This is a genomic window from Nocardia sp. NPDC050710 (assembly GCF_040654375.1).
GTDB lineage: Bacteria > Actinomycetota > Actinomycetes > Mycobacteriales > Mycobacteriaceae > Nocardia.
The window spans coordinates 437612-464456 of the sequence record NZ_JBFAHV010000001.1; the positions used below are offsets into that span (position 1 = coordinate 437612).

Here is a 26845-nt window from a genome sequence, read left to right on the forward strand (position 1 = left end):
TCTCACGGCGTTTCCAGGATCTCGAATGACGGGACCGCCACCCCATCGATAAACCTTCCGCACTGGTATCCGGTCAATGCGATACCGAGCGCCAGGATCGCATTGAAGTAGTCCGGATCATCGTCATCGTCTTGGACCGCCCATAGCGCGTCGTTCTCGATTCCAGCGAGAATATCCGCGGGAATATCGCCCCAGATTTCCGGACCACCGTCGTCCATCGGAGCTGCGACACCCCAGACCTTTCGACCATCACGCCACACCACCACCTCCGCACCACCGGCACCGTCGACCTCCCCGACCCCGATCACCTCGCAGCCGACGGACAACTCCGCCAAATTCCATGTGCCTTCGACGGGTTCGTCGGCTCGATCCTCGACCAACAGATACGAGCCATCCGGGCGCACCGAACCAGCCAGCACAGGTGTGGGGCGATCCGACCGAACCCCGCTCGGCTGGACACCGAGCGCCGTCCACACCTGCTGCGGCCTCATCCCGCGCACGAGCAGCCAATTAGAGTTGAATCCCATAGTGAATCCCCGAATCTCCCGCCGACCGAACGCACGATACCGAAGCCATCCGACATGATTCGGACCCAGAAAGGCTCACCTGAGGCGGGCATCACCAGGCGCCCTGGTTCGAGGTCGAAGACTCGGCCCGGTTCTCGGCCCGACATCTGGGCCGGGTGGTCACGTCACCGAGCTGAGGCCGATGGAGCTCGAAACGCCCACTCGGCACGCCCGGTCGACCGCGCCGGAGTAGCCTACGGGACGTGCGGTCCTCACAGGTCGCCATCGTTTTCGCCCTCAGCGCGGCCGTCTGTATCGCGCTCGGGGCGGTGATCCGCCAGCGTGCCGCCGCTCGAACAGCCGACACGCCCGATTCGCCCGCGGTCATGGGCGGACTGCTCCGCTCGCCCGATTGGTGGCTCGGAACGCTGGTAGGCGTCGGCGGGTTCGCTTTCCAGGCGGCAGCCTTGGGTAGGGGCGCGCTGATGCTCGTGCAGCCCCTGTTGGTGCTGTCGCTGCTGTTCGTACTGCCGCTGGGCGCGTGGCTCAACGGACGCTCGGTATCGGCCCGCGACTGGGCTTGGGCGCTGGCGCTGACCGCCGGAATCGCGATTCTGGTGGTGGTCGGCGACCCCCGCCCCGGTCGGCCGCACGCCGAGGCCTTGCACTGGGTGATAGTGGGGCTGGTCTCCGTTCCCTTGTTCACCGCCGCGCTGCTCGGCGCCCGTGCCTGGCCGGGTCCGCGGCAGGCGGTACTGCTGGGTGTGTCCTCCGGTGCGCTGTTCGGGCTCGCCGCCGTGCTCGTCAAGGGCGTGGTCTCGACCGCCGACCGGGGCGCGAACGCCGTCTTGTTCTCGGCCGAGACGTACGCGCTGATCATTGTCGGCCTCACCGCCACGGTGGTGCAGCAGTACTCGTATCGGGCCGGAAGCCTGCACGCATCATTCCCGGCGGCGACGGTCGTCGAACCGGTGGTGGTCGGTGCCCTGGGATTCCTGGCGCTCGGCGAATACCTGGATGTGGACGTCGCGCTGGTCGCGCTGCTGGTGGCCGCGCTCATCACGGTGGCCGTCGCGACGGTCGCGCTCGCGCAGGACAAAAGCGCCGACGCCGCGCCTGCCCACCGCGGACCACCGCGCCGCACACCACTCAGAGACGCACCGTCCCGGTCTCGCGGCGACAACTCATAGCCGGAGCGTCATCGACCGGGGTCGGCTACGACCCGCAGAACGCCAGGATCACCGGCCGGATCCGCGCGGTCTGATACTCCTCGTCACCGAGGTTGCCCGCGCCGTCGGTCACCGACATCACCACACGTCGCCGCCCGTCTGGGGTGCTCAGCGCCCAGGAGTAGTAGCCCGGTATCGCCCCGTTGTGGCCGATGCCGTGACAACCCGATCGGTTCTTCAGTTCGGACAGGCCGAGACCGTAGCCGAGGGTTTCGTCGGGCGCGGGACGGAACGCCTGCATCTCGGCCATCAGATGCGGGGCGAGTAACCGCCCTTCGGCGAGTGCGGCCAGGAAGGTATCGAGGTCCGCGGTGGTCGAGATCATCTCACCCGCGGCCCCCGCCCATGATGGATTCCAGCCTGTCACGTCGAGCGCCGCGCCGTCGGGGCCGACCGGCCAATATCCGTGCGCGTGCGGGCCGCGGATCGCCGCCGACGGGCTCGGAATTTCGGTGCCCCACAGGCCGAGCGGAACGATGATTCGCAGGTACACCTGCGCGGCGTACGGCAGGCCGGTGAGTTCCTCGATGAGCAGCCCCGCCATCAGATAGTTCGTATTCGAATACCGCCATTCGGTTCCCGGCTCGAACCGCAGCGGCATCGAAACCGCCCACCGGACCAGGTCTTCGGGCCGATACACCGCGGCCGTGTCCTCGCTGAGCGGGCTCTGTAGCGTCCCGTCGATCGTGTCTCTACCGGTGTAGTCGAACAGTCCGCTGGTGTGTCCCAGGATCATTCGGACGGTGATCCGTTCGTCCAGCGTCAACCGGGGCAGGTGTCGCGCCACCGGATCGTCCAAACCCAGTCTGCCTTCCCCCACCATCTGCAAGAGGACCGTCGCGACAAAGGTTTTCGTGATACTCCCGATCCGGAATCGGCCGTCCACCGGAACACCCTCGGGTCGGCCACGCTCGGCGACACCCGCGCTCGCGGTCCACGTACCCGTCTCGTCCCGCATCCTGAGCTGCACACCGGTCGCCCCCGCCGCGACCAGGTCGTCCATCGCCTGTTGTACCGCTACATGATCGGAAGTCTCCGCCGCGGCGTCGGTACCCGCGGGCCCGACCAGCGCGACAATCGCCAGAACGGCGACAACGGCCGCACGCACCCGCATTCGTACCCCCCTCGAACATTTGCCGACTCCGCCGAGTATCACCATCGGAATACCGTGGCGCAAGGCGTATTCGAGTGCGCTGGACTACACCGGATCGATCTTCAGTAGTCGCGCCCGGTGAGGCCGCGGTAGACGAACCGCGTCAACCCATCTATCGCCTGCTCGTCGGTCAACTCGACGGTGCCGTCCTCCACCACTTGCAGCAGTCCCTGCGTCACCAGGAACATCATCGCGAGACTGCCGTCCGTACTGCTGGGCAGCCGTAACCCCTTGTCCACCAGCCCATCCAGGTGGTCGGCGATATCCGCGCGTTGCTCGACGCCGAACTGCCCGAATACCCGCGCGAAGTCCTCGCTCACGATCGCCGCCTGACTTATCGCGCGCAGCACCGTGGCGTGTTCGCGGGCGAACATCCAGTACCCGGCGATGTGGTGGCGCACCGCATCCGGATCGCTGAAGTCCGGGTTGTGCTCGGGTTGTTCGGCGCGCTCGTCACCCGCGTCGGCGAGATCTTGCAGCAACGCTTGCAGCAGCTCTTCCTTGTTCGCGAAGTGGTTGTAGAACGATCCGGCGGCGCGCCCGGCGGCCGCGGTGATGTCGGTGATCTTGGTGTTCAGGTAGCCGCGCTCGGCAAAGACCTGACGCGCAGCGTCTTTCAGCGCCTGTTCGGTTTCGGCCGATCGCTCCCGGCGGCTGCTGGCCACCCGCACCACCTCCTCTTGACAGCAAAACCTATCAAGATCATAGTGAATCCGCATTCAGTGAATTTCAATTCAGCTATGGAGGAATCGAGACGGATCAGGTACTCATCGTGGGCGCCGGCCCCACCGGCCTGACCCTGGCCATCGACCTCGCCCGCCAGGGCATCCCGGTGCGCATCATCGACAAAGCCGACGAATTCTTCGCGGGGTCCCGCGGTGACGGCATCCAGCCCCGCACCCTCGAGGTCTTCGACGACCTCGGCGTGCTCGACGCGATCCACGCCGCGAGCACCCAGACGCCGGTCATGCGGGCATATTTCGGCGGCGAATTCGTTGCCGAACGCCGGATGGCCGAACCGGTCGAGCCGACGCCGGCAATCCCCTACCCCAACCTCCGGGTGCTCGGACAGTCCCGCACCGAGGCGATCCTGCGCGATCGGCTCGCGGAGTTCGGTGTGCGGGTCGAACTCGGTACGGCGCTCGCAGCTTTCGAGCAGGACGCCACCGGCGTCACCGCGACGCTGGTCGACAACGCGGGCACCGAAACGGTTCGCGCGGCCTACCTGGTCGGCGCGGACGGCGGACGCAGCACGGTGCGCAAAACCCTCGGCATCCCCTTCGAGGGCAGTACCGACGAGTCGATCCGGATGCTGCTCGGCGATGTCCGGGCCGACGCGCTCGACCACGACTGCGGCTACTGGTTCGCCGCCTCCGCGGAACGCCCGATGGAGGGTATCGCGCTGTCCCCCCTGCCCGGCGGCCGCCAATTCCAGTTCGCGGCCCCGCTCGACGACGACGCCGAACCCACCCTGGAGACCCTGCAGGAATTCGTCGACCGGTACTCCGGCCGGACCGATATCGTCCTCACCGACCTCACCTGGGTCACCGTCTGGCGGCCGAATATCCGACTGGCGCAGCGCTTCCGACAGGACCGGGTATTCCTGGCCGGTGATGCCGCACACGTCCATCCGCCCACCGGCGGCCAGGGCATGAACACCGGTATCCAGGACGCGTACAACCTCGGCTGGAAGCTGGCCGCCGCGCTGCGCGGCGACGAGTCACACCTGGACAGTTACGAATCCGAACGGCGGACGGTCGCGGCCCGGGTGCTCGGAATCAGCGCCGAATTGCTCGACAAGCTGGTCGACGGCGACGAAGATGCGATGCACCGCGGCGCGGAAACCCAGCAGCTGGATATCAGCTACCGCACCGAGCGCGGCCCGCTCGTCGCCGGTGACCGGGCGCCGGACGCTCCGTTGAAGGACGCTTCCGGGCATCCGGTCCGGTTATTCGATCTGTTCCGCGGCCCGCAGGCGACGCTGCTGATTTTCGGCGAGAGCGACGAACTCCCGGCCGAATCGGACGTCAGGACATACCGGGTTATCCGGCCGGGCATATCGTCGACCGGACGGTATGTCGTCGACATCGACGGCCACGCCTTCGACGGTTACGCCGCGGTCGACGGCACGGTGATCGAAGTGCGCCCCGACGGCTACATCGCCCGCCGCGGCGACGTCAGCTCGAAGAACACCGCCGTCAGCTGAAGAAGCTGCCGACCGTATCCCAGCCGAGGACCGAATCCACGGCCAGACCGCAGAACACCACGGCCAGGTAGTTGTTCGACTGCAGGAACAATCGCAGCGGCTTCACCGACTCACCGCGACGTACGCCCGCGTACAGCTGGTGCGCCATGAGCAAGAACCACGCTCCGGCCACCAGCGCCACGGCGGTATAGACGACACCGGTAGCGGGCGCCAGCGCCAGTGTGGTCAGCACGGTGAGCCAGGTGTAGATGACGATCTGCTTGGTCACCGCCTGCTCGGTCGCGACCACCGGCAGCATCGGCACGCCTGCCGCGCGGTAGTCCTCCTTGTAGCGCATGGCCAGCGCCCAGGTGTGCGGCGGTGTCCAGAAGAAGATGACACCGAACAGCGCGATAGCGGGCCAGCCGATGGTGCCGGTCACCGCGGACCAGCCGACCAACGCGGGCATACATCCGGCGGCGCCGCCCCAGACCACGTTCTGCGAGGTGCGGCGCTTGAGCCCGAGGGTGTACACGAAGACGTAGAACAGGATGGTCGCGACGACCAGCAGGCCGCTGAGCAGGTTGGCCTGCCACCAGAGCCAGGCGAACGAGCCCAGCCCGAGCACCACGCCGAATACGAAGGCGTGCGAGGTGGGGACCGCGTCGCGGGCCAGCGGCCGCTTGGCGGTGCGCTTCATCACCTTGTCGATATCGGCGTCGGCGACGCAGTTCAGGGTGTTCGCGCTGGCCGCGCCCATCCACCCGCCGAACAGCGTGGCCAGGATGAGCCGGATGTCCACGTGGCCGCGGTCGGCCAACAGCATCGTCGGGATGGTGGCGACCAGCAGTAGTTCGATGACGCGGGGCTTGGTCAGCGCGATGTACGCCAGCGGTCGGCGCATGAGCCGAGACACGAAACCGTCACCCTGCAGTCGATCGGCAAGCGCCGTCGCGGAGGCGCCGTGCGCACCGTGGCCACCCGGCTGTTGCCCAATCCGCACTGTCTCTCCTCGCACGCTGTGCATCGCATCCGGCATTGGAACGAGCAGCGCGCTCGGCCCTGGATGTTCCGATGCACAGCACAGTGCGGCGCGGCTACTACTACAGAGGATGGTAGACCCTCGCCGAGGGTGCTCTACCTCTCGCCCCTTGCTCAGGCACCCCGAAACCCCCGACGCGACCGGTCGGTACCCGGTCACGAATCGGTCTCCCGGGAGCCCGATTCATGCCATGAATCCCCGACACATGCCCCGGTAAGACGGGTTCCCGCCATGCCGCTCACCGGGCACATCTAGGGTGGTGGGGACACCCCGGCACGCACCGCGCAGCTGCCGTGCGTCTCGTGGTCGAAAAACCACTCGCCGCCGCCGCTGGCGACTGCTTGCAGGTCGCTCGAACCAACACCGCCGCCGTCGACGAAACCAATGTCAGGAGAACCTCGGTCGTGTCAGTCACAGACGACATCCGCGCCCTCACTCAGCCGAACCACCCGGACGACTGGACGGATCTGGACACCAAGGCCGTCGACACTGTACGGGTGCTGGCCGCCGACGCGGTGCAGAACGCCGGCAACGGCCACCCCGGCACCGCGATGAGCCTTGCGCCTCTGGCGTACACCCTCTACCAGCGCACGATGCGCCACGACCCGAGCGATCCGCACTGGGTCGGCCGGGATCGCTTCGTGCTGTCCTGCGGTCATTCCAGTGTGACCCAGTACATCCAGCTCTACCTGACCGGCTTCGGTCTCGAGCTGGACGATCTGAAGAACCTGCGTAAATGGGGCTCGCTCACCCCGGGCCACCCCGAGTTCCGGCACACCGACGGCGTCGAGATCACCACCGGCCCGCTGGGCCAGGGCCTGGCCTCCGCCGTCGGTATGGCGATGGCCGCGCGCCGCGAGCGCGGACTGTTCGATCCGGAGGCCGCACCGGGCACGAGCCCGTTCGACCACTTCATCTACGTGATCGCCTCCGACGGCGATATGGAGGAGGGCGTCACCTCGGAGGCGTCGTCGCTGGCCGGTACCCAGCAGCTCGGCAATCTGGTGGTGATCTACGACGACAACAAGATCTCCATCGAGGACGACACCACCATCGCCTTCACCGAGGATGTCGCCCAGCGCTACGGGGCGTACGGCTGGCACGTCCAGGTGGTGGAGGGCGGCGAGGATGTCGTCGCCATCGAGAACGCGCTGAACGCGGCCAAGGCGGAGAGCGCGAAGCCGTCGATCATCGTGCTGCGCACCATCATCGGCTACCCGGCCCCGAACAAGATGAACACCGGCGCCGCGCATGGCGCCGCGCTGGGCGCCGACGAGGTGGCCGCGACCAAGAAGATCCTCGGTTTCGACCCGGAACAGAGCTTCGAGGTCGACGCCGCGGTCATGGAGCACACCCGCAAGGCGGTCGAGCGCGGACAGCAGGCGCACGCGGCCTGGCAGCAGCAGTTCGACGCGTGGGCCCAGGCCAACCCGGAGAACAAGGCACTGTTCGACCGGCTCCAGGCCCGTGACCTGCCCGAGGGCTGGGCGACGGCGCTGCCGACCTACGAGCCGGATCCGAAGGGTATGGCGACCCGCAAGGCCTCCGGCAAGGTGCTCGCCGCGCTGGCGCCCGTGCTGCCGGAACTGTGGGGCGGTTCGGCCGACCTCGCCGAATCCAACAACACCACCATGCCGGAAACGCCGAGCTTCGGCCCCGAGTCCATCTCGACCGGCATGTGGAAGGCCAACCCCTACGGCCGCACCCTGCACTTCGGTGTCCGCGAGCACGCCATGGGCTCCATCCTCAACGGCATCGCGCTGCACGGCCCGACGCGTCCGTACGGCGGCACCTTCCTGGTCTTCTCCGACTACATGCGCCCGGCGGTTCGTCTCGCCGCGCTCATGCGGGTGCCGGCCATCTACGTCTGGACGCACGACTCCATCGGCCTCGGCGAGGACGGCCCGACGCACCAGCCGATCGAACATCTGGCCGCGCTGCGCGCCATCCCGGGCCTGAACGTGGTGCGCCCGGGTGACGCCAACGAGACCACCTACGCCTGGCGCACCATCCTGGAGCGCGACTCCAGCGAGCACACCTCGCACTTCGTGCCGTCGGACACCCCGCACCAGGACGGCCCGTCCGCGCTGGCGCTGACCCGGCAGGACCTGCCGATCGTCGAGGGCACCAGCTACGAGGGCGTCAAGAAGGGCGGCTACATCCTGGCCGAGGCCTCCACCGACACCCCGCAGGTGATCCTGATCGCTACCGGTTCGGAGCTTCAACTCGCCGTCGCCGCGCGCACTACGCTGGAGGCGCAGGGCATCGGTACCCGTGTGGTCTCGATGCCGTGTGTGGAGTGGTTCGACGCGCAGGACAAGGTTTACCGGGACGAGGTGCTGCCCCCCGCGATCCGCGCTCGGGTCACCGTCGAGGCCGGTATCGCCATGCCGTGGCACCGCTTCGCGGGTGACGCGGGCGAGATCGTCTCGATCGAGCACTTCGGCGCCTCGGCCGATTTCAAGACCCTGTTCCGTGAGTTCGGTATCACCGCGGACGCCGTTGTCGCGGCCGCGCAGCGCACGCTCGAAAACGTGAAGGGATAATCGCTCATGGCACAGAACGAAAACCTCGCCGCGCTCTCGTCGGCCGGTGTCTCGGTGTGGCTGGACGATCTGTCGCGGGACCGGATCCAGTCCGGCAACCTGGCCGAGCTGATCGCCACCCGCAGCATCGTCGGTGTCACCACCAACCCGACGATCTTCCAGGGCGCCCTCAGCCAGGGCCACTTCTACGACGCGCAGGTGAAAGCGCTTGCCGCGCAAGGTGCGGACGCGGACGCCGCCATCCGCACCATCACCACCGACGACGTGCGCGCCGCCTGCGACGTGTTCCTCCCGGTGTTCGAAGCGAGCGCGGGCGTGGACGGCCGCGTCTCCATCGAGGTCGACCCGCGCCTGGCCTTCGACGCGGAGAAGACCGTCGCGCAGGCCATCGACCTGTGGAAGACCGTCGACCGCCCCAACCTGTTCATCAAGATCCCCGCGACCGAGGCGGGCCTGCCCGCCATCACCGCGGTGCTCGCCGAGGGCATCAGCGTGAACGTAACGCTGATCTTCTCCGTCGCCCGCTACCGTTCGGTGATGGGCGCGTACCTGGACGGGGTGCGCGCGGCCAAGGCCGCGGGCCACGACCCGGCCAAGATCCATTCGGTCGCCTCGTTCTTCGTATCCCGCGTGGATACCGAGATCGACAAGCGGCTCGAGGCGATCGGCACCCCGGAGGCCCTGGCACTGCGCGGTAAGGCCGGTGTGGCGAATGCCCGCCTCGCCTACGCCGCATACCAGGACATCTTCGACGGTGGTGCGCACACCTCGGCCTACTCGGTTCTCGCTTCGTCCGGCGCGAATCGGCAGCGGCCGCTGTGGGCCTCGACCGGCGTGAAGAATCCGGAGTACTCCGACACCCTGTACGTCACCGAGCTGGTGGCGACGAACACGGTCAATACAGTGCCGGAGAAGACGCTCGAGGCCGTCGCCGATCATGGCGAGGTCCGGGGCGACACCCTGAGCGGCACCGGCGCCGAGTCGCAGGAGATCTTCGACAAGCTGGCCGCCGTCGGCATCGACCTCGACGACGTCTTCGACGTACTCGAGCGCGAGGGCGTGGACAAGTTCGAAAAGTCCTGGGAAGAGCTGCTTTCCGCAACAGCCGAGGAGTTGGGCGCCGCGGGCGGAAGCAACTGATCCATGGCCGGCACAGCAGAGGTCTGGAAGAACCCGCTGCGCGACGAACGGGACAAACGCGTCCCACGCATCGCGGGTCCGTGCAGCATGGTGATCTTCGGTGTCACCGGTGACCTATCCCGCAAGAAACTGATGCCGGCCATCTACGACCTGGCGAACCGGGGGTTGCTGCCTCCCGGTTTCGCCCTGGTCGGCTTCGCCCGGCGCGACTATGCGGACGAGGATTTCGCGCAGGTCGTACTGGAATCGGTGAAGTCGCACGCGCGCACTCCCTTCCGCCAGGAGGTCTGGGACCATCTGGCGGAGGGGATCCGCTTCGTCCAGGGCACTTTCGATGACAACACCGCCTTCGCGCGGCTCGCCGAGACCCTGGCCAAGCTGGACAAGGAACGTGGCACCGGCGGGAATCACGCCTTCTACCTGTCGATTCCGCCGAATATGTTCCCGGTCGTGCTCGACCAGCTCTCCGAACACAAACTGGCCCAGCCCGATACCACCGACGCGCTCGGTCGCAAGCCGTGGCGCCGGGTGGTGATCGAGAAGCCGTTCGGGCACGACCTGGACAGTGCGGTCGAGTTGAACGCACTGGTCAACCGGGTGTTCCCGGAGGAGACGGTCTTCCGCATCGACCACTACCTCGGCAAGGAGACGGTCCAGAACATTCTGGCGTTGCGCTTCGCCAATCAGCTCTACGACCCGATCTGGAACGCCAACTACGTCGACCACGTCCAGATCACCATGGCCGAGGACATCGGATTGGGCGGGCGCGCGGGCTATTACGACGGCATCGGCGCCGCCCGCGACGTCATCCAGAACCACCTGCTGCAACTGCTCGCGCTCACCGCGATGGAGGAGCCGATCAGCTTCCAGCCCAATCAGTTGCAGACCGAGAAGATCAAGGTGCTCTCGGCGACGAAACTGGTCGAGCCGCTGGACGAGACCACCGCGCGGGGTCAGTACTCGAGCGGCTGGCAGGGCGGCGAGCAGGTGGTCGGGCTGCTCGACGAGGAGGGTTTCGACCCGCAGTCCAAGACCGAGACCTATGCCGCGATCACCCTCGAGGTCGACACCCGGCGCTGGGCCGGGGTGCCGTTCTACCTTCGCACCGGAAAACGACTCGGCCGCAGGGTGACCGAGATCGCGGTGATCTTCAAGCGCGCCCCTCACCTGCCGTTCGATCAGACTATGACCGCGGATCTCGGGCAGAACGCCCTGGTCATCCGGGTGCAGCCGGACGAGGGCATCACCACGCGATTCGGGTCCAAGGTGCCCGGATCCAGCATGGAGGTGCGCGATGTCAACATGGACTTCAGCTATGGCGAAGCGTTCACCGAGTCCTCCCCCGAGGCCTACGAACGCCTCATCCTCGACGTGCTGCTCGGGGAGCCGTCGCTGTTCCCGGTGAACGCGGAGGTCGAATTGTCCTGGAGCATCCTGGATCCGGTACTGGAGCGCTGGTCCACCGAAGGCAAACCCGAACAGTACGAGGCGGGCACCTGGGGTCCGTCCTCGGCCGACGAAATGCTCGCCCGCACCGGGCGGGAATGGCGGCGACCGTGATCGTCGATATGCCCGACACCACCACCGGCGCGGTCACCAAGCGCCTGGTGCAGCTGCGCGAGAGCAACGGTGTCATCACCATGGGCCGGGTGCTCACCCTGGTCGTCTGCACGCTGGACAGCTCCGAGGCCGAGGACGCCATAGACGCGGCCAACGACGCCAGCCGGGAGCATCCGTGTCGCGTGGTTGTGCTGGCGCGCGGCGATCGTGAGGCCGAGACCAAACTGGACGCCCAGATCCGGGTCGGCGGCGACGCGGGCGCGGCCGAGGTCATCGTGCTGCGGTTGCAGGGCGAACTGGTCAATCACGAGAGCAGTGTCGTCACGCCGTTCCTGCTGCCAGATACCCCCGTGGTGGCGTGGTGGCCGCGCGGCGCCCCGGATTTCCCGTCCAAGGATTCGGTCGGACGATTGGCGACGCGGCGCATCACCGATGCCACCTTCGCCGCCGACCCGCAGGCCACCATCAAGAAGCGCCGCGGATCCTACGCACCCGGTGACACCGATCTGGCATGGAGCCGCATTACCTATTGGCGGGCACTGCTCGCCGCCGCGATGGACGAACCGCCCTACGACGGGGTCGATTCGGTCACCATCTCGGGCCTGCGCAATGAACCGGCGCTGGATATGCTCGCGGGCTGGCTGGCCGCCCGGCTCGGCTGCCCGGTACGCCGTCGCTCCGGCGCTCTCAGGGTGGAGGTGCACCGCCCGACCGGCTCCATCGCCATCGAACGTCCACAGACCGGCCGCACCGCCACACTGACCCGCACCGGAGATCCTGATCAGCGGATCGCGTTGGCACGCAGGGAGACTCGCGACTGCCTGGCCGAGGAGCTGCGTCGGCTCGATGCCGACGAGATCTACGCCGAGGCACTCGCCGGAATCGAGAGGGTGACCTATGAGTGAAACCGCGGGGCAGGAGTACACCGACCAGGGCACGCGCGTCACGAGGGAATTCCCGGTCGACGTCATCGATGTACACCCCGATACCGAGGCGCTCGTCGCCGCCGCGGCGGTCCGGTTCGTCGAGGTGGTGGTCGCGGCTCAGGCGGCGCGCGGCTCCGCTTCGGTGGTGCTGACCGGCGGCGGCACCGGGGTCGGACTGCTGGAGCTGGTACGCAAATCGCCCGGTGACATCGACTGGTCGCGGCTCGACATCTTCTGGGGCGACGAACGATTCGTGCCCGCGGGCGATCCGGAGCGCAACGAACTGCAGGCGCGCCGGGCGCTGCTGGATCACGTGCCGGTGAACCACGCCCGGGTGCATCCGGTGGCGGCCTCCGATGGGGAGTACCCCGATCCGGTCGAGGCCGCGGCCGAGTACTCGGCCGCGGTGCACGCCCACCTCGCCGAATACGGGGCATTCGACCTGCATCTGCTCGGGATGGGCGGCGAGGGGCACGTGAACTCGTTGTTCCCCGATACCGACGCGGTCCGGGAACAGCACGAATTCGTTGTCGCGGTGACGGATTCGCCGAAGCCGCCGCCGGTACGGGTGACCCTCACCCTGCCCGCCGTACGTCGCACCCGGCATGTGGTGCTGGTGGTCGGCGGGGCGGCCAAGGCGGAGGCCGTCGCCGCGGCGATCGCCGGAGCCGAACCGGTCGATATTCCGGCCGCTGGCGCCATCGGCCAGGAATCGACCACGTGGTTGCTCGATCAGGAGGCGGCTGCCGCGCTGCGCTAGCGCGCCTTTCGGACAGGAGGGGTCGGGTGCCGGCCGAGGGGTTCGACGAAGGTTGCGGTCGCGGCGTGATTGCGCGGCCGTTGGGTACGGTGCCGCGATGAGCGGTGCCGATGTGGAACTCGATGAACGATTCCGGGCCGAGATCTCGGCGCTGACCGCACCGCCGAGCCGGTCGGCCGATCAGCCGATCGCACCCGGCATCACCAGTGCCGTGCTGCTCGAACTGTTCGACGCGCAGGCCACCAGCAGGCACCTCGATCTGGCGGCACGGCGGCTCGGCAGCGCCCGCCGCGGGTACTACAGCATCGGTTCATCGGGCCATGAGGGAAATGCGGCGGTGGCCGCGGCGCTGCGCACCACCGATCCGGCGCTGTTGCACTACCGCTCCGGGGCGTTCTTCGTGCACCGCGCTCGGCGCGTGCCCGGGATCGATCCGATCCGCGATGTCCTACTCGGCGTGGTCGCGGCCGCCGCGGACCCGATATCCGGCGGCAGGCACAAGGTTTTCGGCAGCAAGCCCGCGAATGTGATCCCGCAGACCTCCACCATCGCCTCCCACCTGCCCCGCGCGGTCGGTCTCGCGTTTGCGCTCGAACGTGCCGCGCGGCTGGGTATTTCGAGCGAATGGCCCGCGGATTCGGTGGTGCTGTGCAGTTTCGGCGACGCCTCCGCCAATCACTCCACGGCCGCGGGCGCTATCAACACCGCGATTCACACGGCACACCAGGGCATTCCCATGCCGATCCTGTTCCTCTGCGAAGACAATGGGATCGGTATCAGTGTGCCGACCCCGCCGGACTGGATCGAGCACGCCTACGGCCACCGTCCCGGGCTCGCGTATTTCAGTGCCGACGGATGCGATCCCGTCGACGCGTTGACGACGGCCACCGCGGCGGCCGACTGGGTGCGCAAGCATCGCAAACCCGCCTTCCTGCGGCTGCGCACGGTGCGGCTGCTCGGACACGCGGGATCCGATGTCGAATCCGCCTACCGCCGAACCGCCGACATTGCCGCGGACCTCGACCGCGATCCCGTGCTCGCTACCGGGCGATTGTTCGTGACCTCGGGTTCGGCAACACCGCAGCAGGTGCTGGAACGCTACGACGATATCGCCCACCGCGTCGCCGTCATGGCCGAATTGGTCTGGCACGAACCGAAACTCGGTACCGCGGCTGCCGTCGTCACCCCTCTCGCGCCCGACCATCCCGACCTAGTGCGCGCGGATGTACTGCGCCACAACGGTATTACGGCGGAGCCCGGTGGCGGCGTGGAAGTAAGCGAACCCGCGTCCGAACCGCCTCAGGCCGATCCCGGACAGCGCGGGATGACCACCGACACCACACATCCGGGCACGGCGGCGGTCGACGAGCAGGCAGCGGGCCCGACCGGCACGCCGCGCGGCGCCGCACGGTCCGAGCGTGGTACGCGGCTCGATCGCGCCGCCCGAATCCTCCGCAGCGCCCAGCGTCTTCGCGGCGCCCGGCTGGAGCGCGGCGCCCAGCCCGAACACCACACCGAGCCGGAACTCGGCACCCAGCCAGACCGCAGCATGCCTCCCGACCACCGCACCCAGCCCGAACACGATGCCCAGCGAGACCGCGACACCCGGCCAGCTCGCAGCATCCAACCGGAACTCGACACCCGGCCGGACCGCAGCACCCCTCCCGAACACCGCACCCAGCCGGAGCTCGGCACCCAGCCCGGCCTTGCTGCGCGGGTGGATCGTGTTTCGCAGCAGGGCGATCCGATGACGATGGCGCAGGCGATCAACCGGACGCTGGCGGATCTGCTCGGCCGCGACCCGGATGTGCTCGTATTCGGCGAGGACGTGGGTCGCAAAGGCGGCGTCTACGGGGTGACGAAGGGATTGCAGAAGACCTTCGGCGCGCGCCGGGTCTTCGACACCCTCTTGGACGAGCAGAGCATTCTCGGCACCGCGCTGGGCGCCGGGCTGGCCGGTTTCGTTCCGATTCCGGAGATCCAGTACCTGGCCTATATCCACAATGCCGCCGACCAGTTGCGCGGTGAGGGCGCCACCCTCTCGTTCTTCTCACACGGCCGCTACCGCAATCCGATGGTGGTGCGGGTCGCGGGCCTGGCCTATCAGAAGGGCTTCGGGGGTCACTTCCACAATGACAATTCCCTTGCGGCGCTGCGCGATATCCCCGGCCTGATCATCGCGACCCCGGCTCGTGCCGACGACGCCGCCGCCATGCTGCGGACCTGTGTGTCGGCCGCGCGCGTGGACGGACGCGTCTGCGTTTTCGTCGAACCCATTGCCCTCTACCACACCCGTGACCTGCGCCCCGGTGACGGCGCCTGGCTCGCCCCGATTTCCGCCACCGACCACCTCGAGGTCGGTCGCGCCGGAATCTACGGCGAGGGCGCCGATCTCACCATTGTCAGCTTCGCCAATGGCGTCCCGATGAGCCTGCGCGTCGCGCACCGACTCTCCGAGCGCGGCATCCATGCCCGCGTTCTCGACCTGCGCTGGCTCAATCCCCTGCCCGTCGATGACCTGCTGCGCCACGCCCGCGCCACCGGCCACGTCCTCATCGCCGACGAAACCCGCCGCACGGGTGGTATTTCCGAAGCCGTGGCCACCGCTCTGCTCGACGCGGGCTTCGACGGCCGCATCGCGCGCGTCACCAGCGAGGACAGTTTCATCCCGCTCGGTCCGGCGGCCGACACCGTGCTGCTGGATGAAGCCCGCATCGAAACCGCCGCCGACAAACTCCTGGCCGGGTGATCGAGGCGCGGCGAACCGCCCTCGCGCGCCATCCGGTGGAAATACAGTAGAGAGAATTTCCGACCTGCAGCGAAAGGACCTGGTTATGACCGAGGTGTCCATGCTCGGCGAAGTACGCCCCGAGCACGATCGCACATCCGGCGGCGATCAGGTTCTGCTGCACTATCTACGGTCGTTTCGCCAGCCGGTCCTGGATGTGTGGTCCGCGTGCACCTCGCCCAGTCAGCTGGGGCGCTGGCTCGGCGGCGTCACCGGCGGCAACGGCAACCTGACCATCGACCCCATCGACGGGCCGATACCCGGTCCCATCGCCGTGCGCGTCGACCATTGCGTGGCGCCGCATGAGCTCGTCATCCATATCGACGGCTCCATCCTGGAACTCCAGTTCACTCAGATCGGCGTCGTCACGAACGTCGAACTGATCCGCCGCCATCTCTGCCCCACCGAGGCGGGCATCATCGGCCCGCGCTGGCAGTACCTCCTCGACCGGCTCACCGCCTACCTCGAGTACCGGCCGCTGCCGGTCTGGGCCGACTATCCCGAACTATCGTCCGAATACCACTGACCGGATCCCCATCGATCTCGTAGGAGGGGCGATCCCTACGACAGAGCGAGATCGCGCAGATGATCGGTGATCAGCGCGTTGACCTCGGGTGTGCGCTCCAGTTGGACCAGGTGTCCGGCGTTGGGGATCTCGGTGACGGCCCGCAGGTCGGGGACATGGGCGCGGAGCGTTCCGAGGGGGTCGCGGCCGCTGAATCCTTCCATATCGGGGTCGCGGTCCCCGTACAGGAAATACGTGGGCACGGTGACCAGGGCGTCGGCATAGTCGGCGGTGAGTTCCCAGTTACGGTCCAGCGCCCGGTACCAGTTCAGGCCGCCGGTGAACCCGGTGTTGTCGAAGTCCTTCGCCAGGGTGTCGAGATCATCTTGCGTGAGCCAGCGCCACGGCAGGGCGGGCGCTTCGGGGAGGACATCGAGATAGCCGGTCCCCTCGGCGGGGTGGCGCCAGGTGTCGAGGTAGTGGTAGTCGGCGCTGAGCGAGTAATACACCCGGGCCAGGAATTCGCGGGGACTGGCGCCGAGTTCGATGTCGGCGACTCCGGGCTTCTGAAAGTAGTCGAGGTGCAGGAAATGACGTTGAGCGGCCTTGGCCCACAGCTGCGACGGAGCGCGGGGCGGGCGCGGAGCGAAGGGGTTGTTCAGCACGATGACGCCGCTGACGCGTTCGGGGGCGCGCAGCGCCAGCTCCCAGACCAGGGCCGCACCGAAGTCGAGGCCGACGAACACCGCCCGATCGGCGCCCATCTCGTCGAGCAGACCCAGCAGGTCGCCGGCGACGGCGCGATTGGTGTAGGAGTCGATATCCACCGGAGCGTCGGTGCGACCGTATCCGCGCAAGTCAGGTGCGATGGCGCGATAGCCCGCCGCGGCGACGGCGGGGAGCTGGCGATGCCACATGTACCAGGTGTGCGGGAAGCCGTGGCAGAAGATCACCGGGTGCCCGTCGCCCTGTTCGGCGACGTGCATTCGGATGCCGTTGGTTGTCACGAACCGATGGTTCAGTTCCACTACCGCCTCCAAAACTTATAACGTGTTCTCATTTCACGGTAATGTCCCGAAGTCGTGAGCGGAATACCTCAGGAACTAGGCGGCAGAGTCGCCGTCGTGACCGGCGCCAGCCGCGGCATCGGCAAAGGCATCGCACTCGAGTTGGGCGCGGCGGGTGCGACCGTATTCGTCACCGGACGATCGGCCACACTGGGGCGGCTGCCCGGCACGGTGCACGGGACAGCGACCGAGATCGACGCGCTGGGCGGCGTCGGCATTCCGTTCGTCTGCGATCATCGCGACGACGATGCGGTACAGCGTCTCTTCGAACGGGTGCGCGACGAGTACGGGCGCCTGGACATCCTGGTCAACAATGTCTACAACTCCCCCGCCGCGGCCCGCTGGCTGGGCAAGCCGTTCTGGGACGTACCCCCGTCGGCATGGGACGAGACCTTCGACGTCGGCGTCCGATCACACTATGCGGCAGCCGTTTTCGCCGCTCCGCTGCTGATCGAATCGGGTGGCCTGATCGTCAATATCTCCTCGCCCGGCGCACAGCGATATATGCACAATGCCGTCTACGGGGTGGCGAAGACCGCGCTGGACCGCCTCACCGCCGATATGGCACACAACCTCATCGATACCGAGGTGACCGTCGTCTCGCTGTGGCCCGGCATCGTGGATACCGAACTGCTGCAACGGGTTCCGGTCGATGCCGAGGGTCGACGGCTGGTCACCCTACCCGGCGAGGGCACCTACGACCTGGCGGCCGCGGAAACCCCGCGCTTCCCCGGCCGGGCCGTTGTAGCCCTCGCCTGCGACCCGGATCGACGCGAGCGCACCGGAATTGCTTGGCGCGTGGCCGATCTCGCCGAACAATACGGGTTCACCGATGTGAACGGGCGCATCCCGCGCAACGACTGAACCCGCAGACGAACACTCGCGGACGGGAGGGCTACCGCGCCGCGTTCCTCATCGCCGCCCTGGTGCTCGCGGTAGCGACACTGGTCGCGATCGCGATGCGGCGCGGTCCCGCCCGCACGGCCGAATCGGACGATACGGTCGGCGAATCTCGTTGCGCACCCGCGTAATCGGCCCGATGACTGCACCGCGCGCGCCCACCGGCGGATTTCACGACGGGTGATAGTCTGACCCTCGCCGGTGCCGATCCACACCGCGCGGGCTCCTCGGCGCGCAGGCTCGACAGTTCAGCGGGTGTCGCCCGAAAGGCCGTTCGCACCGGACTTTCCGGCTCATATGACCATCCCGTCGACAGTTCTCGGAGGTGCGCTCGAATGCCGCAGGTTGCATTGGTTTCCCGGGTGAAAGCGAAGGAAGGCAGGGCCGAGGACCTCATCGCCGCCTTCGGGCCGGTGTTCGCGCAGGTCGAGAAGGAGCCCGGCACCCTTCTCTACGTCCTGAACCGCTCCAAGGACGATCCGGAACTGTTCTGGGTCTCCGAAATCTATGCCGACGACGACGCCTTCACCACCCATCGCGACAGCGCGGCGATGGCCGCGGCGACACCCGTGCTCGGCGAGCTCATCGCGGGCGCGGAGTTGATCGTCGGCGAGCCCGTGGCCAGGAAGGGCGTGCCCGCCTGACCGATGGGCACGCCCCCGCGGCTACAGGCTGAACGCGATCGACCGCAGGATCAGCGCCGCGATGAACACCAACGTGAAGGCCAGATCGATCGACAGCCCACCCGTGCGCATCGGCGGCAATACCTTCCGCACCGGTGCGATCACCGGCTCGGTCGCCGCCTGGGCGAAGCCGCGGGCCTTGATCACACCCGGCGAACTTCCCTTCCCGAGCACACCCATCCAGTCCAGCACCATCCGCGCGATCAGCACGACGATAAACAGCGTCAGGGCGTACCCGAGCACTGTCCCGATGAGGGTCATGACAACTCCTTCGTATCAGCCGAACGGCCGTCTACAAATCTCAACGCGGCCGGACGGCTCGAAGTGTCCCATCTTGCGACTTCTCAGCCGACTATCAGGCCGGGCAAAACGGACACGTCGAGCGATGTTGATCACCATTGCATCAGATATGGGTCACCGTATGACCACAACGAATCGCGGGGGCCGTCACTCCCCCTAACGATCCCGCAAACATCTGGCGAACCGTCGCGAGGCTGCCCGCCATTTCGTACAGTCGACCCCATTCCGACGACAATTCGGAACCACCGGCGGAGGACGTGTCCAACGTCAGCCGCCAACGCTCTGGAACTGCACCGGGGCGGGAAGCTTTCCCGAGCACCCTGATCCCCCGCCCCGGCGCATTCAGCTCCGATATTCGGCGCGGCCCTACGGCAGAGCTACTTCGCGGGCTTGGGAGCCGGTTGGTTGAGGGTGCTGACGTACTGGATGGCGGCGACGATGGCGACGGGGGCCGTGACCAGGATCTGGCCTGCCAGCGTGCCGAGGGCGCCGACGGCGATGATGCCGCCGGCACAGCCGACGGCCGCGGCCGGGATGAACGGGCCGAAGAGACCGACGATGGTGGCCGAGGCGACGGTCGCACCCGCGATGCCGCCGAGGACGCAGCCGACGGCCGCGCCACCGAGACCGCCGACCAGGGTGCCGATGGTGGCGCCCATGCTGATGGTGGAGGTCAAGCGGCTCCAGGCGGCCTGTTCGCGTTCGTATTCGGTCTTCCAGGGGGCCTGATCTTCGAAGGGCAGGGCGACAGGGCGGTAGGTGGCGTGGGCGAGGTCGTATTGCGGGGTCAGGGTGGCGGTGCGGCCACTGATGTCGGCGGCGATCGGGAAGACGAAATCATCGACGTGGAAGGCCAATTCGGCACCCGCGACAAGTGTCCCGTCGGCGGCCACGATCTTGAATACCCCGTCCTCGACGGCCATCGAACCGGCGTCGGTGGTGATCGAGACCGACTTCTCCCCGGCCGTGGTGGCGAACCCGACGGCGGCGGGTTCCGGGGCGGCACCGGCGCTTCCGGCGCCCGCGCTCAGCGCGGCGATCAATAGCGCGGCGGTCGCGGTCAGCTTCGTTCTCATGAATTGTTCCTCATCTCTCGGAGTCCTCATCGCTGTACCGATGGGCGTCAGCGACAACACAGTCCCCGAGGCCGCCGACCTCGGCGCGCCCACGCGACCGCCTCGATTCGTGCGATCGGCGTTGCCTATCGCACCCGCGTGCGAAGCCCCGGCCCGCCGACACTGACCGGGTCAGGACGGCGAACCGAGCGAAGGAGGACCAGTGGCACGGCTGCAGATCGAAGCGGTGTCGAAGCGGTTCGGTGCGACCGACGCGGTGCGCGACGTGGATCTGGACATCGCCGACGGCGAGTTCATGGTGTTACTCGGGCCGAGCGGATGCGGGAAGTCGACACTGCTCCGGATGATCGCGGGACTGGAATTGCCGACCTCCGGCCGGATCCTGCTCGACGGGCGCGATATCACCGAACTCGCACCGCAGCAACGTGATCTGGCCATGGTTTTCCAGAGTTACGCGCTGTACCCGCATTTGACGGTGGAACGCAATATCGGCTTCCCACTGAAGTCGCGGCGCCTGCCGCGCGCCCGGATCGCCGAACGCGTCGCGCAGGTCGCGGCCACACTGGAGTTGACGCCGCTACTCGGCCGCAGGCCCGCGGCACTCTCGGGAGGGCAACGGCAACGGGTCGCGTTGGCACGCGCCATGGTTCGTGATCCGGGAGCGTTCCTCATGGACGAGCCGCTGTCGAATTTGGACGCCAAATTGCGCAGCGCCACCCGGGCGGAGCTGATCGGGCTGCACCGCCGCCTCGGCACCACATTCCTGTACGTCACCCACGACCAAGTCGAGGCGATGACCATGGCGACCCGGATCGCACTGCTCAATGACGGCCACGTCGAGCAGGTCGGCACCCCGACGGAACTCTACGACCGGCCGCGTTCGACCTTTGTCGCGGGATTCCTGGGCGCCCCACCGATGAACCTGCTGCCCGCCACGGTTTCCGAGCGCGCCGGTCGACTGCGTGTGGGCGCGGAGGGACTCGACGCCGCGCTCGGTATCGCGGATACCTGCGGTGACACCGCCGTCACCGTGGGTATCCGTCCGGAGCGGCTGCGTATCGATCCGACCGCGGGTGATCTGCGCGGCCGGGTCCGCATGGTCGAGAACCTCGGCAGCGAGGAGCTCGTACATCTGGACCTCGGCATGCGCCAGATCTGTGCTCGGGTGCCGCGCCCCGCGGGCGTCGTCGCCGGAACCGAGATCGGCCTGAGCGTCGATCCGGCCGATATCCATCTCTTCCACCCCGAGTCGGGCCTGCGCATGAAATGGCATGGCGCGCAGCCTGTCCGAGCAGATGCCGAGCCCGATCACGCCGAAGCCGACGTCTCCGTCGCACCCAGCCTGTCGTAGCCCACCACGAGGAGCACTTCCAGTGAAACGCATCCTGTCCGCCACCTGTCTGGCGCTGACCACCGCCCTCGCGCTCAGCGCTTGCGGCGGATTGGGCGGCACCGCAACCGATTCCGCCGCCCCGACCGCGACGATCCCGGAACTCGCACCGGACCGGAAAGTCTCGATCGTCTTCGAGTCCTACAACTACGGTATGGCGGGCGCCTGGACCGACACCTTCGACGCCCTGCTGAACGACTTCCGTACCCAGCACCCGAATATCACCGTGACGGCGCAGAAGCCGCAGGGCAATAGCCCGAATCCGGCCACCGACACCATCTCCAGCATCCAGAACCAGATGGTGGCGGGCACACCGCCGGATGTGGCGCAGCTCGGCTTCAGCGACTTGGATTTCACCGTCAACCAGTTGCAGGCGAAATCGCTGGACGCGCTCGTAGGTAAGAAGACGGTGCAGCAGAATTTCGACGGCGCCCGGCACGGTTTCGCGCCGCGCGCCCGCACCCTGGCCGACTGGAACGGCAGCACCTACGGTGTTCCGTTCGTCTTCTCCACACCGGTCCTGTACTACAACGCAACGCTATTCGCCGAGGCAGGGCTGGATCCCGCGCATCCGCCGAGCACCTGGCAACAGGTCGCGGACGCGGCCGCCGCGATCCAGAAGACCGGCCGCGGCGGGGTATACATCGATTGTCTCACCAAGGCCGCGAAGGACTGGTGCTTCCAGTCGCTGGTGCGCTCCAACGGCGGCCGGGTGATCTCCGAGGACCGTCGCACCCTCACCTACGCCGACGACGCCGCCGTCGAAGTCACCCGGATGGCACAGGATCTGGTGCGTAGCGGGGGTATGCCCGCACTGAACCAGAAACAGGGCTACGAGGCCTTCGGCCGTGGTGAGATCGGCATGATCCTGGAGACCAGTGCGATTCAAGGCCAGTTCGTCAAGGGCGCGCAGGACCGGTGGGATCTGCGTTCGGCGCCGATGCCGAGCTTCGGAGCCAAGACCACGGTGCCCACGAATTCCGGTGCCTCGCTGTACATCCTGTCCGATGACCCGGCGAAGCAGCGCGCCGCGTGGGAACTGATCCGGTTCCTCACCAGCGAGCAGGCCTATGTGAAGATTTCCCAGGGCATCGGCTACCTCCCGCTGCGCACCAGCCTGCTCGACGATCCGAACGGCCTGCGGGAATGGTCGCGCCGCAATCCACTGCTCGCTCCGAATGTCGCGCAGCTGGCCGCCATGGAGCCGTGGATCTCCATGCCGGGCACCAACTATCTCCAGATCCGCGACGGCATGATGGATGCGGTCGAGGCGGTCGTCTTCCAGGGTAAGGATCCGAAGTCCACCCTGACCGCCGCGCAGGATCAGGGCCGCAAACTGGTGCCGGCCGCATGAACGGCACCACGGGCGATCCGAGAAGTGCCGATGGCGCCGGGATCACCATAGTCCAGCTCACCGATACCCATCTGCGTCCCACGGGCGAACTCGTGCACGGCGCGATCGACTCCCACGCCAACCTGATCCGAGCCCTGGATCGGCTCATCGTTTCCGGGCGGCGGATCGACGCGCTGGTGCTGTCCGGTGACCTCGCCGACAACGGTGCGCCCGAGGCATACCGGCGGCTGCGCGCGGCGGTGGAGCCGGCGGCCGACGAGCTCGGTGCCGAAATCGTCTACGTCATGGGCAATCACGACGAGCGCGTCGCCTTCGGTGCCGAACTGCTGGATCGCGATATCGATCGCGATACCCCGCTCGACCGCGTCGTCGAGGTCGCGGGCCTGCGGATCATCGCCCTGGACAGCACGATTCCCGGCCATCATCACGGTCGCCTCACTCCGGCGCAGCTCGACCGGCTCGCCGCCGAACTGCGCACCCCGGCACCGCGCGGCACCCTGCTCGTGCTGCACCACCCGCCCGTGCGCTCCCCCATCCCCGGGCCCGACTTCCTGCGCTTGGAACACCCGGAGCTGCTGGCGTCGGCGCTGACCGGCTCGGACGTCGGCATGATCGTCTGCGGTCATAACCATCTCACCGGGGCCGCCGCGCTGGCGGGGATCCCGGTGTGGATCGGCCCGGCCCTGTCCTACCGCATCGACACCCTCGCGCCCTCGGGACGGCACCGCGGGATCACCGGATTCGGGTTCACCCGAATCGACGTGCTCGGTTCGAGCATGGTGGCCACCGCCGTGGAAGCCACCGCGGCACCGGCGATCTACGACCGCCCCGAGCAGGAGGTGCTGGACCAGTTGGCCGCGCTCGCCGAGCGGCGGTGATCCGATGTTCGTGGTCGAATCCCCCGCTCGGCAGGACCGTCCCGGCGAAGCGGACGCGTCCGAAGGCGATCGCCGGAACGACGAGACCTCCTCCGGGGCAGTGAGTTCCGTCGCGATCGGCACATCGGCGCCCACGCGGACGGCACGGTATCGTTCGTTCGCTCGCCGAGCGGGGCGTTCGGCTGTCCCCTACCTGTATCTGGCTCCGGCCCTTGCCCTCCTGGTCATCTGGACCTACCGACCCCTGGTTCAGGCGTTCGAACTGTCCACCTATTCATGGAATCTGCTCCCCAGCGCCCCCATGCGCCCGGTCGGCACGGCCAACTACGAACGTCTCCTCGACCTTCCGGCATTTCGTGATTCCCTCTGGCGCACCGTCGTCCTGATCGCCGGCCTGCTCCCGTTCACGGTGGGGCTGCCGTTGTCCCTAGCGCTGGCGGGCCGCCGGGTCCGCCCTCGCGCCCGGACGATCTACCAGGCGTTCATCTTCACTCCCTTCCTGGTGGCCCCGGTCGCCGCCGCGGCGGTCTGGCGCTGGCTGTTGCACCCCGGCGGTGGAGCGGTGGACCGGGTGCTCGGCTCGGACCACAACTGGGTCTACGACGCCGACACCGCGCAGGCGGTCATCATCGTGATCACCGGCTGGCAGCTCCTGGGTTTCGCGGTGCTGGTGGTCTGGGCCGGGTTGGCGGGTATCAGCCCGGACTATGACGAGGCGGCGCGCGTCGATGGCGCGTCACCCGGGCAGATCCGGCGCTGGATCACCCTGCCGCTGCTCTCGCCGACGCTGCTGTTCCTGGTCCTGACAACGGTATTGCTCACGCCCACATTGACGTTCCCGCTCATCGACTCGATGACGCAGGGTGGTCCGGCCCAATCCACCACCAACATCTATTACCTGCTGTGGGACTACGCGTTCCACAGCTTCGACGCCGGGCTCAGCGCCGCGGCGGGGGTGCTGCTGTTCGCCGGATTCGGTGTGATCGCCGGTCTGCTGGTGTGGCTCTCGGAAAGGCTGTCCTTCCATGATGATTGAGCGTCTGCGCGGCATCGGCAGCCATCTGCTGCTCGCGGGGACCGCGGTGCTCTGCGCCTTCCCGATCTACTGGCTCTTCGCGACCTCGTTGCGCCGGCCGTCGGATGTCATGTCGTTGTCGCCGGTGCCATGGCCGCTGTCGGTCGCGAACTACGCCGATGCCGCGCACAAGGTCGATGTGGCGGGGCTGATCGCGAACACCTTCCTGGTGGCGCTGCTCGCCGCGGCGGCGCAGCTGCTCATCGCGCTGCTCGCCTCCTATGCCTTCGCCATGTACACCTTTCCGTTGCAACGCCTGTTGTACCTGGCGTTCGTCGGCACCTGGCTGGTGCCGTTCCAGGTCACCATGCTGCCGAACTATGTGCTGCTCAACCGGCTCGGCCTGATCGACACGTTGATCGGGGTGGTGCTGCCGACGCTGTGTTCCGCACTGGCCGTGCTGCTGCTGCGCCAGCATATGGCGGCCTTCCCGAAAGAGCTTGTCGCGGCGGCGAAGATCGACGGACGCTCGTCCTGGTCGATCCTGTGGACGGTGGTGGTGCCGAATCTGCGCCCGGCGCTCGCGGCCCTGGCCATCCTGCTGTTCATCAACGCGTGGAACGAATACTTCTGGCCCGCCGTGGTGCTGCGACGCTCCAACGGCGTCCTGCAATTGGGGCTGCGCAGTTTCATGGGCACCGAGGGCGACGACTGGGGTCCGATGATGGCCCTCGCGAGCCTCGCGTGCCTGCCGGTGCTGATGCTCTACCTGCTGTTACAGCGGCATATCGTCAACGCGTTCGTCCGCTCCGGGTTGAAGTGAGCCTCAGACCGCGACCACCTCATCGCGCAGTGCGGCAATGGCATCCAGGAACAGTGCGACCGCGGGATTGGTCTCCTCGGCGCGCCACACCGCGAACAGGTCCAGCGTCGGCACCGGATCGAGCAATTTCACCGCGACGGCGGCACTGTCCGGTCCGCCCATCTGCATCGATTGCGCCCGCGGCAGCGACGCGAATCCCACGAACGGGCGCACCGACACCACATGCGCGGTCGCCCCGGGGTCGTCGGCGGTCTGGGCCACATCGAGGCTGATCCGATTGTCGGCCGCGGCACGGAAGATCGAGTCGTACATCGCCGGGCACTGTTCACGGGCGAACAGCACGCAGCGCTGCTCGGCCAGCTCCGCGAACCGCACCCCGGACCGCCCCGCCCAGTGATGCGTCCGCCCGACCACCGCGACCAGTGGAATGCGGTGCAGCAGGCGGCGATAGCGGAATTCCGCGGTATTCGGGTGCCCGTAGACCAGTCCGATATCGAGGGCGCCCTCGCGCAGCGCCGCGAGTTGCGGTCCGGTGCGCTTCTCCCACAGCGAGACGATCACATCCGGATGGTCGGCGGCCATCCTGGCCAGCGCATCCGGAAGCACGTGCTTGCTGGCGGGCAGGTTGTATCCGATGGCGAGGGATCCGGATCGCCCCGCCGCCGCGGCCTTGGCGACCTCGGCTGCCCGATCCAGCTGCGCCACGATCAGCCGCGCCTGTCCCTCGAACTCCCGCCCGGCCGGGGTCAAACGCACCTCATGGGAGTTGCGGGATACCAGCTGAACGCCGAGCGAACGCTCCAGCTTCTGCAACTGCGCGCTCAGGCTCGGCTGGGTGAGATGCAGCCGCTGCGCGGCGCGCCCGAAATGCAGCTCCTCGGCGAGTGCGAGGAACGAAACAAGATGCCGGAGTTCCATACCGATTCCTTCCCGTGCCCGTCACCGTAACGGTGTCGAGTAACCGGGAATGAATCACACGGTAACTACCGAGACCGGTTCGATGGCCGACCGGTTGCTCG

Annotated in this window: 24 protein-coding genes; 16 read left to right on the top strand and 8 right to left on the bottom strand. The window is 67.6% G+C overall.

The features are described from left to right. Positions 1-2: 2 nt before the first annotated feature. Positions 3-527 (bottom strand): hypothetical protein, encoded by a 525-nt coding sequence (locus tag AB0H61_RS01995; RefSeq protein ID WP_357298039.1) that lies wholly within the window; start codon positions 525-527, stop codon positions 3-5. A 242-nt stretch (positions 528-769) separates the two neighbouring features. Between AB0H61_RS01995 and AB0H61_RS02000 the strand changes: the two genes are divergently transcribed. Next, positions 770-1696 carry a DMT family transporter gene (locus AB0H61_RS02000; RefSeq protein WP_357298041.1) on the top strand — a complete coding sequence of 309 codons (927 nt, stop codon included), beginning with the start codon at positions 770-772 and terminating at the stop codon, positions 1694-1696. A 25-nt stretch (positions 1697-1721) separates the two neighbouring features. Here AB0H61_RS02000 and AB0H61_RS02005 read toward each other — a convergent pair whose 3' ends face one another. Together AB0H61_RS02005 and AB0H61_RS02010 are read right to left on the bottom strand one after the other, a co-directional pair. After that, positions 1722-2849 (bottom strand): serine hydrolase domain-containing protein, encoded by a 1128-nt coding sequence (locus AB0H61_RS02005; RefSeq protein WP_357298043.1) that lies wholly within the window; start codon positions 2847-2849, stop codon positions 1722-1724. Positions 2850-2950: 101 nt separating this feature from the next. Next, positions 2951-3553: a TetR/AcrR family transcriptional regulator gene (locus AB0H61_RS02010; RefSeq protein ID WP_357298045.1), complete on the bottom strand. Its 603-nt coding sequence runs from the start codon at positions 3551-3553 to the stop codon at positions 2951-2953. Positions 3554-3636: 83 nt separating this feature from the next. Between AB0H61_RS02010 and AB0H61_RS02015 the strand changes: the two genes are divergently transcribed. Next, positions 3637-5094, top strand: coding sequence for an FAD-dependent monooxygenase (locus AB0H61_RS02015; protein ID WP_357299811.1), 1458 nt, complete (start codon positions 3637-3639; stop codon positions 5092-5094). On the opposite strand, the gene AB0H61_RS02020 is transcribed toward AB0H61_RS02015, so the two are convergent. After that, a complete protein-coding gene (locus AB0H61_RS02020) occupies positions 5087-6076 on the bottom strand; it encodes a heme o synthase (RefSeq protein WP_357298047.1) in 990 nt (329 codons plus the stop codon). The genes AB0H61_RS02015 and AB0H61_RS02020 overlap by 8 nt on opposite strands. Before the next feature lie 443 nt (positions 6077-6519). Between AB0H61_RS02020 and tkt the strand changes: the two genes are divergently transcribed. The 7 genes from tkt (at position 6520) to AB0H61_RS02055 (ending at position 16361) form a co-directional block, all read left to right on the top strand. Further along, positions 6520-8661, top strand: a complete 2142-nt coding sequence (gene tkt / locus AB0H61_RS02025) for a transketolase (protein ID WP_357298049.1) — start codon at positions 6520-6522, stop codon at positions 8659-8661. A gap of 6 nt (positions 8662-8667) precedes the next feature. Further along, positions 8668-9801 (top strand): transaldolase, encoded by a 1134-nt coding sequence (tal, locus tag AB0H61_RS02030; RefSeq protein WP_357298051.1) that lies wholly within the window; start codon positions 8668-8670, stop codon positions 9799-9801. Between the two features lie 3 nt (positions 9802-9804). Further along, a complete protein-coding gene (gene zwf / locus AB0H61_RS02035) occupies positions 9805-11361 on the top strand; it encodes a glucose-6-phosphate dehydrogenase (protein ID WP_357298053.1) in 1557 nt (518 codons plus the stop codon). After that, positions 11358-12266, top strand: coding sequence for a glucose-6-phosphate dehydrogenase assembly protein OpcA (opcA, locus tag AB0H61_RS02040; RefSeq protein ID WP_357299814.1), 909 nt, complete (start codon positions 11358-11360; stop codon positions 12264-12266). The genes zwf and opcA overlap by 4 nt, the downstream gene beginning before the upstream one ends. After that, positions 12259-13047 (top strand): 6-phosphogluconolactonase, encoded by a 789-nt coding sequence (gene pgl / locus AB0H61_RS02045; protein WP_357298055.1) that lies wholly within the window; start codon positions 12259-12261, stop codon positions 13045-13047. The genes opcA and pgl overlap by 8 nt, the downstream gene beginning before the upstream one ends. A gap of 97 nt (positions 13048-13144) precedes the next feature. Next, on the top strand, positions 13145-15796 hold the full coding sequence (locus AB0H61_RS02050) for a thiamine pyrophosphate-dependent enzyme (RefSeq protein WP_357298057.1): 2652 nt from the start codon (positions 13145-13147) through the stop codon (positions 15794-15796). An 85-nt stretch (positions 15797-15881) separates the two neighbouring features. Beyond that, complete coding sequence (locus tag AB0H61_RS02055) at positions 15882-16361, top strand: hypothetical protein (RefSeq protein ID WP_357298059.1); 480 nt, start codon at positions 15882-15884, stop codon at positions 16359-16361. Between the two features lie 35 nt (positions 16362-16396). Here AB0H61_RS02055 and AB0H61_RS02060 read toward each other — a convergent pair whose 3' ends face one another. Continuing rightward, positions 16397-17368, bottom strand: a complete 972-nt coding sequence (locus tag AB0H61_RS02060) for an alpha/beta hydrolase (protein ID WP_357298061.1) — start codon at positions 17366-17368, stop codon at positions 16397-16399. Between the two features lie 54 nt (positions 17369-17422). Here AB0H61_RS02060 and AB0H61_RS02065 point away from each other — a divergent pair, with 54 nt between their 5' ends. Continuing rightward, positions 17423-18271, top strand: a complete 849-nt coding sequence (locus AB0H61_RS02065) for an SDR family NAD(P)-dependent oxidoreductase (protein ID WP_357298063.1) — start codon at positions 17423-17425, stop codon at positions 18269-18271. Between the two features lie 371 nt (positions 18272-18642). Next, entirely contained in the window at positions 18643-18951 is a 309-nt protein-coding gene (locus AB0H61_RS02070) for a putative quinol monooxygenase (protein WP_357298064.1), read from the top strand. A 21-nt stretch (positions 18952-18972) separates the two neighbouring features. Here AB0H61_RS02070 and AB0H61_RS02075 read toward each other — a convergent pair whose 3' ends face one another. Both AB0H61_RS02075 and AB0H61_RS02080 read right to left on the bottom strand, forming a co-directional pair. Beyond that, the gene (locus tag AB0H61_RS02075; protein WP_357298066.1) at positions 18973-19251 is read right to left on the bottom strand and encodes a YggT family protein; all 279 of its coding nucleotides are present in this window, start codon (positions 19249-19251) and stop codon (positions 18973-18975) included. 416 nt (positions 19252-19667) lie between these two features. Then, a complete protein-coding gene (locus AB0H61_RS02080; protein ID WP_357298069.1) occupies positions 19668-20366 on the bottom strand; it encodes a hypothetical protein in 699 nt (232 codons plus the stop codon). A 202-nt stretch (positions 20367-20568) separates the two neighbouring features. Between AB0H61_RS02080 and AB0H61_RS02085 the strand changes: the two genes are divergently transcribed. Genes AB0H61_RS02085 through AB0H61_RS02105 form a run of 5 tightly spaced genes read left to right on the top strand, consistent with a single transcriptional unit; the run spans position 20569 to position 25826 of the window. Then, complete coding sequence (locus AB0H61_RS02085) at positions 20569-21717, top strand: ABC transporter ATP-binding protein (RefSeq protein ID WP_357298072.1); 1149 nt, start codon at positions 20569-20571, stop codon at positions 21715-21717. A 22-nt stretch (positions 21718-21739) separates the two neighbouring features. After that, a complete protein-coding gene (locus AB0H61_RS02090) occupies positions 21740-23110 on the top strand; it encodes an ABC transporter substrate-binding protein (protein ID WP_357298073.1) in 1371 nt (456 codons plus the stop codon). After that, on the top strand, positions 23107-23988 hold the full coding sequence (locus AB0H61_RS02095) for a metallophosphoesterase (RefSeq protein ID WP_357298075.1): 882 nt from the start codon (positions 23107-23109) through the stop codon (positions 23986-23988). Before AB0H61_RS02090 ends, AB0H61_RS02095 begins: the two co-directional genes overlap by 4 nt. A 4-nt stretch (positions 23989-23992) precedes the next feature. Beyond that, complete coding sequence (locus AB0H61_RS02100) at positions 23993-25024, top strand: sugar ABC transporter permease (RefSeq protein ID WP_357298077.1); 1032 nt, start codon at positions 23993-23995, stop codon at positions 25022-25024. Beyond that, positions 25014-25826 (top strand): carbohydrate ABC transporter permease, encoded by an 813-nt coding sequence (locus AB0H61_RS02105; protein ID WP_357298079.1) that lies wholly within the window; start codon positions 25014-25016, stop codon positions 25824-25826. Before AB0H61_RS02100 ends, AB0H61_RS02105 begins: the two co-directional genes overlap by 11 nt. Positions 25827-25829: 3 nt before the next feature. On the opposite strand, the gene AB0H61_RS02110 is transcribed toward AB0H61_RS02105, so the two are convergent. After that, the gene (locus tag AB0H61_RS02110; RefSeq protein ID WP_357298082.1) at positions 25830-26744 is read right to left on the bottom strand and encodes a LysR substrate-binding domain-containing protein; all 915 of its coding nucleotides are present in this window, start codon (positions 26742-26744) and stop codon (positions 25830-25832) included. Positions 26745-26845: the final 101 nt, after the last annotated feature.